Genomic DNA, 12360 nt, shown 5'->3' on the forward strand with positions numbered 1-12360 from the left:
CGTCACTTCGTCCTCTGCGCCTCGAGGGTGGCCGGGTGCACGAGCAGGGGCAACAGCTTGCGCACGCCGCGGGCTCGGACGGCCTTGACCTGGGCGAGGTGCGCCTCGGCGCGGATCGCCAGCTCGGCGTAGGCCAGCGGGCCCATCAGCTCGGTGAGCTCGGGGGCGTTGGAGCGGTAGACCGGTTCGCGGCCCACGTGCGCCTCGGAGTTGCCCGAGCAGTACCAGTCGAGATCGTGGCCGCCCGGACCCCAGCCGCGGCGGTCGTACTCGGTGATCGTCACCTCGAGGTAGCTCGTGTCGTCGGGCAGCTCGACCGTGCGGAAGGTGCGCCGGATCGGCAGCTGCCAGCAGACGTCGGGCTTGAGCGTGTGCGGCTCGACCCCGGTCAGGACGGCGTGCTGGTGCAGGGCGCAGCCGGCGCCCGCGGGGAAGCCGGGCCGGTTGAGGAAGATGCACGCGCCGTCGACGACCTTCGTCTTGCGGGCGCCGTCCTCCTTCTCGGTCCAGTCGTCCTTGCTGCCGGTGGCGCGGCCGACGGGGTGGTACTGCCACTCGTCCTCACCGAGCTCCTCGACGGCCTTCTCGACGCGCTTCCAGTCGTCCTTCTCGGTGAAGTGCGCGCCGAGCGTGCAGCAGCCGTCGTCGGGCCGGCCGGCGTAGATGCCCTGGCAGCCGCTGCCGAAGATGCACGACCAGCTGCTCGTCAGCCACGTCAGGTCGCACCGGTAGCGCTGGTTCGGGTCGGCGGGGTCGGTGAACTCGACCCAGACGCGGGGGAGGTCCAGAGGTGCTTCAGCCACCGGCTCACCCTATGCCGCCGACATTCGGACCGCGCCAGGCGAGGGCCACGTCGTGGACGCCGGGTCGCGAGGTTGAAATGCCTGCGTATGCCGTGTGCGCCCGTGTGTGCGCGGGTGACGGCGCGACGAGACCCCCCACGGATGGGGCTAGCGTGAGCCCATGACCTCGAGCGCACAGGAGGGCGTGACCGCGAAGGGCCGCGGTCGACGTCCCGGCGGGGTGGACACCCGTGCCGCGATCCTCGAGGCCGCACGGAAGTCCTTCGCGGCCAAGGGCTACGACAAGGCGAGCGTGCGTGGCATCGCCCGGGAGGCCGGGGTGGACCCGGCTCTGGTGCACCACTACTTCGAGGGCAAGGCCGCGCTCTTCGCGGAGACCCTCGACGTGCCGGTGAACCCCGCGGAGCTCATCGAGCACATCACCGCGGGCGACGTCGACCGGCTCGGCTGGCGCATCGTCGAGACCTTCCTGACGGTGTGGGAGCCCCCCGCGCGCCGGGACGCGCTCGTGGCCCTCGTCCGCTCGAGCATGACGAGCGAGGAGGCAGCCCGGATGCTGCGCGAGTTCCTCGGTCGCGAGGTGTTCGGGCGGATCGCGGCCAGCACGGGGGTCCCGGACCCGCAGCTGCGCGGTGCGCTGGCGGCCACGCAGATGATCGGGCTCATCGTCGCGCGCTACGTCATCCGGCTGCCGGCGGTGGCGGACGCGACTCGCGACGAGCTCGTCGAACGGATCGGCCCCGTGCTCCAGCTGCATCTCGTGGACAGGTTTCCCGGAGAGGGGTAGATTTCATCGCATGATGAATAACACGGGTCCTGCGGTCGCCGTGAGCGGCCTCCAGGTGGTGCGCGGGAAGCGCCGGGTCATCCCGGGGCTCGACCTCGAGATCCCCGGTGGGCAGGTCGTCGGGCTGCTCGGCCCCTCCGGCTCGGGCAAGTCCACGCTCATGCGATGCATCGTGGGGGTGCAGATCATCGAGTCCGGCACCGTCACGGTGCTCGGTCACCCGGCGGGGTCGCCCGTGCTGCGTGACCGCGTCGGCTACGTCACGCAGAGCCCCAGCGTCTACGCCGACCTCAGCGTGCGCGACAACGTCGTCTACTTCGGCCGCGCCATCGGCCTGCGCGGCGCCGAGCTGAGCGAGGCCGTCGACCGCACGCTCGCCGAGGTCGACCTCGTCTCGTATGCCGATCAGCTCGTCCAGGACCTGTCGGGCGGGCAGGAGTCCCGGGTGTCCCTCGCCGCCGCCCTCGTCGGACGGCCGAGCCTGCTCGTCCTCGACGAGCCCACCGTCGGCCTCGACCCGGTGCTGCGACGAGACCTCTGGGACTTCTTCCGCCACCTCGCCGACCGCGGGCACTCGCTCGTCGTGTCGAGTCACGTCATGGACGAGGCCACCCGCTGCGACCGGCTCGTGCTGCTCCGCGAGGGCCGCGTCCTCGCCGACGTCACCCCGGCCGAGCTGCTCCAGCAGACCGGCGCCGTCGACGCCGATGCCGCCTTCCTCGCCCTCATCGACGCCGAGACCGCCCGGGCCGGGGAGAGGCGGGCGTCATGAACGCCGGGCTCACCGTCGCCACCTCGGGCCGCGTGCTGCGCCAGGTGCGCACCGACCGCCGCACCATCGCCCTCATCATCGTCGTGCCCTGCGTGCTCCTCGGCCTGCTCGCCTGGATCTACAACGGCACCCACGTCTTCAACGCCATCGGGCCGGCCCTGCTCGGCGTCTTCCCGATGATCGTCATGTTCATCGTGACCTCCGTCGCGACCCTGCGCGAGCGCCAGACCGGCACGCTCGAGCGCCTCCTCACGACGCCGATGGGCAAGGGCGACTTCATGATGGGGTATGCCGCCGCCTTCGGAGCGCTCTCAGCCGTGCAGGCCCTGATCGCAACGGGATTCGCCGTGTGGGTGTGCGGTCTGGACGTCGCCGGACCGCTGTGGCTGCTCGTCGTCGTCGCCGTCTTCGACGCCGTCCTCGGCACGGCACTCGGTCTGCTCGCGAGCGGCTTCGCGCGGACCGAGTTCCAGGCGGTGCAGTTCATGCCGGCCTTCCTCCTGCCGCAGTTCCTGCTGTGCGGCCTGCTCGTCCCCCGGGACCAGCTGCCGACCGTGCTCGAGTGGGTCAGCAACCTCCTGCCGCTGTCCTACGCCGTCGACGCGATGAAGGAGATCGCCGCCAACGCCGACCCCGTCACCGCGGTCCTGGGCGACCTCGGCATCGTCGCGGCCTTCATCGCCGGAGCCCTGGCCCTCGCGTCGCTCACGCTGAGCCGCCGCTCCGCCTGACGGCATACGCCCTCGTCTGAGCCCGGGCGTCCCCGGGCGACCGGGAACGCGGCACTAGGGTTGGGGCATGCGCCTGGGCGTCATCGACATCGGGTCCAACACGGTCCACCTCCTCGTCGTCGACGCCCACGCCGGCGCGCAGCCGCTGCCGGCCTTCTCGCACAAGACCGAGCTGCGCCTGTCGGAGAGCCTCCAGGCCGACGGTCGGGTCAGCGACGAGACCGCCGACCGCCTCGTCGGCTTCATCCGCGAGTGCCTCGGGGTCGCGGAGGACCAGGGCGTCGGCGACCTCTTCGCCTTCGCGACCTCGGCGTTGCGCGAGTCGCCCAACGGTGACGCCGTCATCGCGCGCGTGCGGGCCGAGACGGGTGTCGAGCTCGAGGCCCTGAGCGGCTCGGACGAGGCCCGGATGACCTTCCTCGCCGTGCGGCGCTGGTTCGGGTGGTCGAGCGGCCGGCTCCTCGTCGTCGACATCGGCGGCGGGTCCCTCGAGCTCGCCACCGGTCTCGACGAGGAGCCCGACGTCGCCCTCAGCCTGCCGCTGGGCGCCGGGCGGCTGACCCGCGAGCGCCTGCACGACGACCCGCCGACCGAGGCGGCGTCCCGTGAGCTGCGGGCGCACGTGCGCACCACCCTGGCGCAGCACGTGCGCCCCCTCCTGGCGTCCGGCTCGCCGGACCGCGCCGTCGGCACGTCCAAGACGATGCGCTCGCTCGCGCGGATCGCCGGGGCCGCTCCGCGGGCAGAGGGCCCGTTCGTGCCGCGCACCCTCTCGCGGGACGACCTCCGCCAGATCGTCGCGCGTGCCGCGCGACTCGACGCGGCCGCGCGCTCCCAGCTGCCCGGCGTCTCCGAGGGGCGGGCTCGGCAGCTGTATGCCGGCGCGCTGGTCGCCGAGGCGGCCCTCGACCTGCTCCAGGTCGAGCAGCTCGACATCTGCCCGTGGGCCCTGCGCGAGGGTCTCATCCTCCGGCGCCTCGACCACCTCACCTCCTGACGTCCGGGTCCTGACGCCCAGCGTGGACCGGCCCGAGCCGTCTCGGCGGGGTGGCGCACAATGGCCGCATGACGATCCGGGTCGGCCTGTCGACCGCCTCGCTCTACCCCGACAACGCGGCGACCGCCTTCGCGACGGCGGCGCGGCTCGGCTACGACGCGATCGAGGTCATGGTCTGGACCGACCCCGTGACGCGCGAGGCGGGAGCGCTGCGGGCGCTGTCCGAGCTGCACGCGCTGCCGATCGTCTCGGTGCACGCCCCGACCCTGCTGCTCACGCAGCGCGTCTGGGGCACCGACCCCTGGGGCAAGGTCGACCGCTCCATCGACCTCGCCCTGGAGGTCGGGGCCGGCACCGTCGTGCTGCACCCGCCCTTCCGCTGGCAGCGGGAGTATGCCGCCGGGTTCGTCGACGGGGTGGCGCGGCGCGAGCACGAGTCCGGGATCCGTCTCGCCGTGGAGAACATGTACCCCTGGCGCACCGCGCGCCGTGACGTCATGGCCTACCTCCCGCACTGGGACCCCGTGGACCAGCCCTACGACAACGTGACCCTGGACCTGTCGCACACGGCGACCGCCGGCTCCGACGCGCTGGCGATGGCGCAGGGTCTCGGTGACCGGCTCGCGCACCTGCACCTGGCCGACGGTCTCGGCTCGTTCCTCGACGAGCACCTCGTCCCGGGCCGCGGTGCCCAGCCGTGCGCCGCGGTGCTCGAGCTCCTGGCCGACAGCCGGTGGGACGGGGAGGTGGTCGTCGAGGTCTCGACCCGCAAGGTCGCGCGCACACAGCGAGAGGTCGACCTCGCCGAGGCGCTCGCCTTCGCCCGCCTCGCGCTCGTGCCGACGCGTGGAGCCAGCCGCATCTGAGCAACACCACCCCCCGGCAACACACCCGGTAGCGGTCAACGCGCGCCGGTTGCAACCCCGGTGCGCTGACCGTTACCGGGTGTGTTGCGGGTGCTGGGGTGGGATCAGGCTGTGGCGGGGCGCCAGCCGCGGGGCCGCACCGAGACCATGTCGACACTCGCGTCGGGGCCGGCGTCGATGGCCAGGCGGGCTGCCCGCACGACCGAGGCGACGTCGAGGTAGGCGCCGGCGTCGTAGTCCGCACCCTCGAACTCGACGAGCTCGCGCTGCATGTCCGTGTCGACGCGTCCCGGGTGCAGCGACGTCACACGCACACCGTGCTCGCGCTCCTCCTGCCGCAGCGAGTCGCTGAACGCGCGGAGGGCGAACTTCGAGGCGCAGTAGGCACCGGAGGCCGGGCTCGCCGTCAGCCCCGATCCGGAGTTGACCGTGATGACGAGGCCGTGGGCCGTGCGCAGGGCGGGGAGCAGGGCCCGCGTGACGGCTGCGACGGCGACGACGTTGACCGTCATCGAGTCGGCCCAGTCCTGCACCGGCGACTCTGCGACGGTGCCGTTGCGCAGGACGCCGGCGGAGTGCACGAGGACGTCGACCCGATCCAGGTGTGGCACGAGGCTGTCGAGGGCGGTTGTCAGCGAGCCGCCCGGTGTGCAGTCGGCGAGGTCGGCCACGAGCCCCTGTGCCGACGGCAGCGAGGCCACCACCTCGGCGACGGAGTCCGCGTTGCGACCGCCGACCACGAGGTGGTGGGTCGGCGCCAGGTCCCGGGCGATGGCGAGGCCGATGCCCCGCGTCCCGCCCGTGATGACGGCGACCGGACGGTGCTGCGACGACGGGGCAGGCGAGGAGGAGCGCATGCGGTCACCCTACGAGCCGAGCGGCATCCGCCCTCGGTCAGGCGAGGCCGAGGGCGTGGGCCTCCTCCCACAGGTCGTCCCGGACGCGGGGGTGCGCGCACTCCTCGATGATGTCGCGGCACTGGTCCTTCTCGCTGCGACCCCAGAGGGGCGCGACGCCGTGCTCGGTGACGATGGCGCTCTGCTGGAAGCTCGTCACCGGCTCGGACAGCAACGGCACGATCGTCGACACGTCGGCCCTGGGGTGCCACGAGCGCAGCGCGATGAACGACTGGCCACCCGGGGAGTGCAGGGCCCCGACGATGAAGTCGGTCTGTCCGCCGAACCCCGAGTGGATGCGGGCGCTGATCCGCGAGGCGTTGGCCTGGCCGAAGAGGTCGACCTCGAGCGCCGTGTTGACCGACGTCATCTGCCGTTGCGAGGCGATGAGGCCGGGGTCGTTCGTCTTCTCGGTGCGCATCATCCGGACGCGCGGGTTGCCGTCGAGCCAGGCGTAGAGGTCGGTCGAGCCGAAGCTGAACGAGGTGACGAGCGGGTGGTCGGGATCGAGCGCGCCCGCCTCGTCGAGGGCGAGCACGCCGTCGGAGAACATCTCGGTCCACATGCGCAGGCCGCGGCGCGACGTCAGACCGGCCAGGGTGGCGTCGGGCACGGCGCCGATGCCGAGCTGCATCGTCGCGCCGTCCTTGACCATGGCCGCGACGCGCTCACCGATGACCCGGCTCTCGGGGTCCGGCGGCGCCGCGGCGAGCGACGCCAGGGCGGAGTCGACCTCGATCATGAGGTCGATGTGCTCCAGCGGCACCTCCGCGTCACCGAACGTGTAGGGCATCTGCGGGTTGACGACGGCCACGACGAGCCCGCCTCGGGCGCGGCACGCCTCGAGCGCGGCCGGCAGCACGTTGACCTCCAGGCCCATGCTCACCTGGCCGTGCCGCGGTGGCGCGCAGTGCAGCAGCACGGCGTCGGGCGGCAGGGCGCGGCCGAAGAGCAGCGGGACGAGCGAGAGACGGGACGGCACGTAGCGCAGGCGCGGGTGCCGTCGCATACCCGGACCGACGAAGCACGTCTCGACGGTCACGCCCTCGCGCGTGGGCAGGCCCGCGGGCGCGTTCAGGGCGTGCAGCACGTAGGTGGGCTGTGCCTCGTCGAGTGCCCGCACCGCCTCCCACGGCACCGCCATGTTCCCGCTGACGACGACACGAGGGTTCTCGGGAAGTGTCCGCAGCCGCTGGGTGAGCTCGTCGATCGTCGCCGTCCGCACGTCTTCATCCTCGCGCAGCGGGTGCCCGAAAGAAGGCGTATGCCGTCGACGTGACCAACGTCGCCAGCGGGCGAGGGCGCGTCCCGTCGGGTCGGGTCAGCTCGCCTTCTTGGCCGCCGCCTTCTTCGTCGTGGTCTTGGCCGTGGCCTTGGCGGTCTTCTTGGCCGTCGTCTTCTTCGCGGTGGTCTTCGTCGTCGTCGCCTTCTTGGCCGCAGGCTTGGCCGCGGTCTTCGTGGCCGCGCCTTCGTCCGACGACCCGGAGTCGCTGGGGGACCCGCCGGTCTTGGCCGCCTTGGCCTTGTCGACGCTGCGCTGCAGGGCCGCGAGCAGGTCCACGACCTCGGTCTCCTCGCCCTTGGCCTCGGGCGTCTCGGTGATGTCACCGCCCTCGATCTTCGTCGCGACGAGCTGCGTCACGGCCTCGGCGTAGTCGTCCTCGAACTCCTCGGGCTCGTAGTCGCCCGACAGCGAGTCGACGAGCGAGGACGCCATGGCGAGCTCCTTGGCCGTCGCGTGGGTCTCCTCCGACAGCGACTCGAACTCGGGGGCGCGCACCTCGTCCGCCCAGAGCAGGGTCTGGAGCACGATGACGCCATCGCGCACCCGGAGCACCGCGAGGGTCATGCGGGTGCGCACCGACACGGTGACGAGGGCCATCCGGTCGGCCTTCTCGAGCGCGTCGCGGAGCAGGACGTAGGGCTTGAGCCCGGTCTTGTCCGGCTCGAGGTAGTAGCTCTTGTCGAAGAGCAGCGGGTCGATCTGCTCGGACGGCACGAACTTCTCGATCGAGATCTCCTTGGTCGACCGGGTCGGAAGACTCTTGAGGTCCTCGTCGGTCAGCACGACCATCTGCCCGTCGGCCGCCTCATATCCCTTGGCGATGTCGGAGTAGGGCACCTCCTCGCCGTCGATCGAGCAGACGCGTTGGTACTTGATGCGGCCACCGTCCTTCTCGTGAACCTGCCGGAACTGCACGTCGTGGTTCTCCGTCGCCGAGAAGAGTCGAACCGGCACATTGACGAGGCCGAACGACACGGCGCCTTTCCAGATGGCTCGCATGGGAACAAGAATGCACCCATGCGCCCCATGCTCGCGACGGCAACGACGACCATTCCGGTCGGAGACCGCTGGCAGCACGAGGTGAAATGGGACGGTATGCGGGTGCTGGCCGACGTGAGCGACGGCGAGATCCGCCTCTTCTCGCGCACGGAACGCGACGTCACGGTCGCCTTTCCCGAGCTGCGCGGCCTCGCCGACGAGTACGCAGACATGCTCCTCGACGGTGAGATCGTCTCGATACGGGACGGCATCCCGTCGTTCGCCGCGATGGCCGAACGCTTCCACGTCACCGACGCCCGGCGGGCGGCACTGCTCGCCGAGGCCGCACCGGTCACCCTCATGACGTTCGACCTGCTGAGGCTCTACGGCGTGGAGCTGCTGTCCCGCCCCTGGACCGACCGCCGCGCGACGCTCGAACGGCTCGAGCTCGCCGGTCCCCGGTGGCAGACGCCACCGACCTTCGCCGACGGGGCGACGCTCCACGCGGCGACGAAGGAGCAGGGTCTCGAGGGCATCGTGTCCAAGCGCGTCGACTCGGTCTACGTCCCCGGCCTGCGGTCGCCCCTCTGGCTCAAGTCCCCCCACCGGGGCACGGTCTCGGTCGTCATCGGCGGGTGGCGCCCCGAGTCCGCCGGCACGGTGTCACGCCGCCTGGGAGCGGTGCTCGTCGGTGTGCCCGGCCCCGGGGGCCTCCGCTACCTGGGACGCGTCGGCTCCGGCCTCGCCGGCAAGACAGGACAGGCCCTCATGCGCGACCTCGAGTCCCTGACGGCCGCCGAATCCCCTTTCGCCACAGACGTCCCCGTCGAGGACTCCGCCGGCGCCACCTGGGTCCACCCGGTCCTCGTCGCCGACGTGCAGTCGCTGGGACTGAGCGGGCAGGGCAAGCTGCGCCAGCCGGCATACAAGGGCCTGCGAAGCGACCTCACCCCCGGCGACGTCGACGACCACGCGGGCGGTGAGTGATGCCCTACGAGGCCACCAAGGTCACGGTCGAGGTCGACGGCCGGCGGATGAGGCTGTCGAGCCTCGAGAAGGTGATGTATCCCCGCACCGGCACGACCAAGGCGCAGGTGCTCGACTACTACGCGCGCATCGCGCCGGTGATCCTGCCGCACCTGCGCGACCGCGCGGTCACACGGATCCGCTTCCCGCACGGGGTCGGCGACATGCAGTTCTTCGAGAAGAACATCCCCGCGGGCACGCCGGCGTGGATCCGCCGCGTCGGGCGCGACCCCGTCTTCCCGCTCATCGACGACCTGGCGGGACTGACGTACTTCGCCAACCTCAACTCCCTCGAGCTGCACGTGCACCAGTGGCGCTACGAGGGGGAGGGGCGCGACGCGGAGGCGCGGGGCCCCGACCGGCTCGTCATCGACCTCGACCCCGGTCCTGGCACCGGGCTGCACGAGTGCGCGCGGGTCGCGCTCATCGTGCGCGAGCGGCTCAGTGGCATCGGGCTCGACACCCTGCCGGTGACGAGCGGCAGCAAGGGGCTCCAGCTGTATGCCGTGTTGCCCGGAGCGCACACGAGCGACGAGATCCGCGACACCGTCCAGCAGCTCGCACAGGAGCTGACCAAGGCCCACCCCGACCTCATCGTGTGGAAGATGGCCAAGGAGCTGCGGCCCGGCAAGATCTTCCTCGACTGGAGCCAGAACGTCGCTGCCAAGACGACGGTGTGCCCCTACTCGCTGCGCGGCCGGGAGCGCCCGACCGTGGCCGCGCCGCGCTCGTGGGACGAGATCGAGGCAGGGGCAGCGGGTGGCGAGCTCACCCAGCTGACCGCGGACGAGGTGCTCGAGCGCGTCGCGCGCGACGGCGACCTCGCCGCAGCGATCGCTGGTTGACCTCCGCGCCACCGGGTAGGGGGACGCGAGAGGGCCCGGCACCTGTGGTGTGCCGGGCCCTCTCGTCCGTCGTGACCGGTTCGGTCAGTGCGCCTTGTCGTAGGCCGCCTGGACGTCGGCCGAGATGCGGCCGCGGTCGGAGACGTCGTGGCCGTTGGCGCGGGCCCACTCGCGCACGGCGGCGAGGTCGGTGCGCTTCGCAGCGCCCGAACCGGCACCTGCGCGGCGACGCGAAGCAGCCTTGGCCGTGCCCGCCCGGCGCGCGTGACCGGTCCACGTCGCGAAGTCGTCGCGCAGCCTGCGGGCATTCTCTTCGGACAGGTCGATCTCGTACGTGACGCCGTCGAGGGCAAAGGTCACCGTCTCGGCCGCATTTCCACCATCGATGTCATCAATCAACACCACTTCGACACGCTGAGCCATTTTTCTCCATCTGAAATCGGGTTTGGGGAGGGGCGTTCCGCGAATGCGTGACTCGCGGGCGAGATCAATTTACCGCCTCTGGCCCGACAATGCATTTACTCCGAAAACAATGGCACCCGTTCGAATGTGAAATGTGCCGCGTGAGCACCTCTGCGAAGATTTCCGACAGAGATCGACGCCATGGCACCACGACCAGAATTCAGTGTCAGCGGTCTTTCGGCGCCGGCGGGGGCGTGGACGGCTCGGTGTGCGCGCCCGGCGGGGACGAGGGGGCGTGGGTGCCGGCTCCACGCCGGTCGTGCTCTGCTTCCCACTGGGCCTGCGCGAGGCGCTCGCGACGGTCGCCCTGGAGGATGCTCTTGATGACGAAGTAGAAGAGCGTGCCCATGCCGACCGTCGGGACGATGGCGAGCACATAGGGCAGAACCGATTCCATGCAGCCATTTTCTCACGGCCGCGCGGCCGGCCCCGCGGAGCGATGTCGCACCCGCGCCGTACGGTCGTGCCCATGGCTACGAGGACGACGACGCGACGCACCCCCGGCTTCCGCTGCGGCGAGTGCGGGTGGACCACGGCGAAGTGGGTCGGCCGCTGCGGAGAGTGCCAGGCCTGGGGCACCGTCGCCGAGACGGGCGCGCCCACGGCGGCGCGCACCACCGCGGCACCCGTCGTGACCCCGGCCCAGCGCATCGCCGACGTCGACCTGACCCGGGCCGCTGCGCGGCCGACCGGGGTGGCCGAGTTCGACCGCGTGCTCGGGGGCGGCCTCGTGCCAGGTGGTGTGGTGCTCGTCGCGGGGGAGCCGGGGGTCGGCAAGTCGACCCTGCTGCTCGACGTCGCCGCCCGCGCGGCCCGGTCCGGCTCAGAGGTCCTCTACGTCAGCGGCGAGGAGTCCGCGGCGCAGGTGCGCACCCGTGCCGAACGCATCTCGGCGATGGCCGACACGCTCTACCTCGCCGCCGAGACCGACCTCGCGACCGTGCTGGGTCATGTCGAGGCGCGCTCGCCGGGACTGCTCGTCGTCGACTCGGTGCAGACGATCGCGAGCGCCGATGTCGAGGGCCAGGCCGGCAACGTCTCCCAGGTGCGTGAGGTCACGGGCAGCCTCATCGCCGCGGCCAAGACCCGTGGTGTCGCCGTGCTCCTCGTCGGGCACGTGACCAAGGACGGCTCGATCGCCGGTCCCCGTTTGCTGGAGCACCTCGTCGACGTCGTCATCCAGTTCGAGGGCGACCGCCACTCCGGTCTGCGGCTCGTGCGTGCCGTGAAGAACCGCTTCGGCCCCACCGACGAGGTCGGCTGCTTCGACCTGTCCGACACCGGCATCATCGGCCTCGCCGACCCGAGCGGGCTGTTCCTGTCCACCCGCGACCACGCGGTGCCGGGCACGTGCGTGACCGTCACCCTCGAGGGCCGCAGGCCGCTCGTGGCCGAGGTGCAGGCGCTGGTGGCGCCCTCGACCCTGCCGTCACCGCGACGCACCTCCAGCGGTCTCGACGCCTCGCGGCTCGCGATGATCATCGCCGTCCTCGACAAGCGGGCCGGTGCGCCGGTGGGCTCGCGTGACATCTTCGCGGCCACCGTCGGCGGCGTTCGCATCACCGAGCCGGCCGCCGACCTCGCCATCGTCTGCGCCGTCGCCTCGTCCGTCGTCAACAAGCCGCTGGCCAGCGACGTCGTCGCCTTCGGCGAGGTCGGGCTCGCCGGAGAGGTGCGGCGGGTGACCGGGCTCGACCGCCGCCTCTCGGAGGCGGCCCGGCTCGGTTTCCGTCATGCGCTCGTCCCCGCTGGCAGCCTGGCGGGCTCCGTCGTGCCCCCCGGCATCCGCGCTGTCGAGGTCGCCGACGTGGCGCGTGCCATCGAGGCCATGGGCCGCCTCGCCGGTGGGCGGTCAACGAGCGCAGCCGCCGTCGGCACCGTCTAGACTGCGACCGACCGGGTGGACGCGCTC

14 protein-coding genes are annotated in these 12360 nt (G+C 71.8%); 8 read left to right on the forward strand and 6 right to left on the reverse strand.

Annotated elements, in window-relative coordinates; all coding sequences use genetic code 11:
* Positions 1–2 precede the first annotated feature (2 nt).
* Positions 3–803 (reverse strand): hypothetical protein, encoded by an 801-nt coding sequence (locus tag AB4030_RS10835; RefSeq protein WP_442279229.1) that lies wholly within the window; start codon positions 801–803, stop codon positions 3–5.
* A 160-nt stretch (positions 804–963) separates the two neighbouring features.
* On the opposite strand from AB4030_RS10835, the gene AB4030_RS10840 reads away from it, so the two are divergent.
* The 5 genes from AB4030_RS10840 (at position 964) to AB4030_RS10860 (ending at position 4956) form a co-directional block, all read left to right on the forward strand.
* Positions 964–1590 (forward strand): TetR/AcrR family transcriptional regulator, encoded by a 627-nt coding sequence (locus tag AB4030_RS10840; RefSeq protein ID WP_442279230.1) that lies wholly within the window; start codon positions 964–966, stop codon positions 1588–1590.
* A 10-nt stretch (positions 1591–1600) separates the two neighbouring features.
* On the forward strand, positions 1601–2362 hold the full coding sequence (locus tag AB4030_RS10845; protein WP_442279231.1) for an ABC transporter ATP-binding protein: 762 nt from the start codon (positions 1601–1603) through the stop codon (positions 2360–2362).
* Complete coding sequence (locus AB4030_RS10850; RefSeq protein ID WP_442279232.1) at positions 2359–3093, forward strand: ABC transporter permease; 735 nt, start codon at positions 2359–2361, stop codon at positions 3091–3093. Before AB4030_RS10845 ends, AB4030_RS10850 begins: the two co-directional genes overlap by 4 nt.
* A 67-nt stretch (positions 3094–3160) precedes the next feature.
* On the forward strand, positions 3161–4090 hold the full coding sequence (locus AB4030_RS10855) for a Ppx/GppA phosphatase family protein (protein WP_442279233.1): 930 nt from the start codon (positions 3161–3163) through the stop codon (positions 4088–4090).
* Between the two features lie 68 nt (positions 4091–4158).
* Positions 4159–4956, forward strand: coding sequence for a sugar phosphate isomerase/epimerase family protein (locus AB4030_RS10860; protein WP_442279234.1), 798 nt, complete (start codon positions 4159–4161; stop codon positions 4954–4956).
* Positions 4957–5060: 104 nt separating this feature from the next.
* Here the strand turns inward: AB4030_RS10860 and AB4030_RS10865 are convergent, their stop codons facing one another.
* The 3 genes from AB4030_RS10865 to ku all read right to left on the reverse strand — a co-directional run bounded on the left by AB4030_RS10865 (position 5061) and on the right by ku (position 8136).
* On the reverse strand, positions 5061–5813 hold the full coding sequence (locus AB4030_RS10865) for an SDR family oxidoreductase (protein WP_442279235.1): 753 nt from the start codon (positions 5811–5813) through the stop codon (positions 5061–5063).
* A gap of 37 nt (positions 5814–5850) precedes the next feature.
* Positions 5851–7077, reverse strand: coding sequence for an acetyl-CoA hydrolase/transferase family protein (locus tag AB4030_RS10870; protein WP_442279236.1), 1227 nt, complete (start codon positions 7075–7077; stop codon positions 5851–5853).
* Positions 7078–7173: 96 nt separating this feature from the next.
* Entirely contained in the window at positions 7174–8136 is a 963-nt protein-coding gene (gene ku / locus AB4030_RS10875; RefSeq protein WP_442279237.1) for a non-homologous end joining protein Ku, read from the reverse strand.
* 18 nt (positions 8137–8154) lie between these two features.
* Here ku and ligD (AB4030_RS10880) point away from each other — a divergent pair, with 18 nt between their 5' ends.
* On the forward strand, positions 8155–9102 hold the full coding sequence (ligD, locus tag AB4030_RS10880) for a non-homologous end-joining DNA ligase (RefSeq protein ID WP_442279238.1): 948 nt from the start codon (positions 8155–8157) through the stop codon (positions 9100–9102).
* Positions 9102–9986, forward strand: coding sequence for a non-homologous end-joining DNA ligase (gene ligD / locus AB4030_RS10885; RefSeq protein ID WP_442279239.1), 885 nt, complete (start codon positions 9102–9104; stop codon positions 9984–9986). Before ligD (AB4030_RS10880) ends, ligD (AB4030_RS10885) begins: the two co-directional genes overlap by 1 nt.
* Positions 9987–10070: 84 nt before the next feature.
* Here ligD (AB4030_RS10885) and AB4030_RS10890 read toward each other — a convergent pair whose 3' ends face one another.
* Both AB4030_RS10890 and AB4030_RS10895 read right to left on the reverse strand, forming a co-directional pair.
* Entirely contained in the window at positions 10071–10409 is a 339-nt protein-coding gene (locus AB4030_RS10890; RefSeq protein ID WP_442279240.1) for a histone-like nucleoid-structuring protein Lsr2, read from the reverse strand.
* A gap of 205 nt (positions 10410–10614) precedes the next feature.
* Positions 10615–10845, reverse strand: a complete 231-nt coding sequence (locus tag AB4030_RS10895) for a hypothetical protein (RefSeq protein WP_442279241.1) — start codon at positions 10843–10845, stop codon at positions 10615–10617.
* Positions 10846–10917: 72 nt separating this feature from the next.
* Here AB4030_RS10895 and radA point away from each other — a divergent pair, with 72 nt between their 5' ends.
* Complete coding sequence (gene radA / locus AB4030_RS10900; RefSeq protein ID WP_442279242.1) at positions 10918–12333, forward strand: DNA repair protein RadA; 1416 nt, start codon at positions 10918–10920, stop codon at positions 12331–12333.
* The last annotated feature ends 27 nt before the right edge of the window (positions 12334–12360 follow it).

Origin of the sequence: Terrabacter sp. 2YAF2 (assembly GCF_052114705.1) — a bacterium.
Lineage (GTDB): Bacteria > Actinomycetota > Actinomycetes > Actinomycetales > Dermatophilaceae > Terrabacter.

Excerpts from the sequence above, each read along its gene's own strand:
- AB4030_RS10840 (WP_442279230.1), top strand. The coding sequence starts at position 964 with ATGACCTCGAGCGCACAGGAGGGCGTGACCGCGAAGGGCCGCGGTCGA.
- AB4030_RS10845 (WP_442279231.1), top strand. The coding sequence starts at position 1,601 with ATGATGAATAACACGGGTCCTGCGGTCGCCGTGAGCGGCCTCCAGGTG.
- AB4030_RS10850 (WP_442279232.1), top strand. The coding sequence starts at position 2,359 with ATGAACGCCGGGCTCACCGTCGCCACCTCGGGCCGCGTGCTGCGCCAG.
- AB4030_RS10855 (WP_442279233.1), top strand. The coding sequence starts at position 3,161 with ATGCGCCTGGGCGTCATCGACATCGGGTCCAACACGGTCCACCTCCTC.
- AB4030_RS10860 (WP_442279234.1), top strand. The coding sequence starts at position 4,159 with ATGACGATCCGGGTCGGCCTGTCGACCGCCTCGCTCTACCCCGACAAC.
- AB4030_RS10865 (WP_442279235.1), bottom strand. The coding sequence starts at position 5,813 with ATGCGCTCCTCCTCGCCTGCCCCGTCGTCGCAGCACCGTCCGGTCGCC.
- ku (WP_442279237.1), bottom strand. The coding sequence starts at position 8,136 with ATGCGAGCCATCTGGAAAGGCGCCGTGTCGTTCGGCCTCGTCAATGTG.
- ligD (WP_442279238.1), top strand. The coding sequence starts at position 8,155 with ATGCGCCCCATGCTCGCGACGGCAACGACGACCATTCCGGTCGGAGAC.
- ligD (WP_442279239.1), top strand. The coding sequence starts at position 9,102 with ATGCCCTACGAGGCCACCAAGGTCACGGTCGAGGTCGACGGCCGGCGG.
- AB4030_RS10890 (WP_442279240.1), bottom strand. The coding sequence starts at position 10,409 with ATGGCTCAGCGTGTCGAAGTGGTGTTGATTGATGACATCGATGGTGGA.
- AB4030_RS10895 (WP_442279241.1), bottom strand. The coding sequence starts at position 10,845 with ATGGAATCGGTTCTGCCCTATGTGCTCGCCATCGTCCCGACGGTCGGC.
- radA (WP_442279242.1), top strand. The coding sequence starts at position 10,918 with ATGGCTACGAGGACGACGACGCGACGCACCCCCGGCTTCCGCTGCGGC.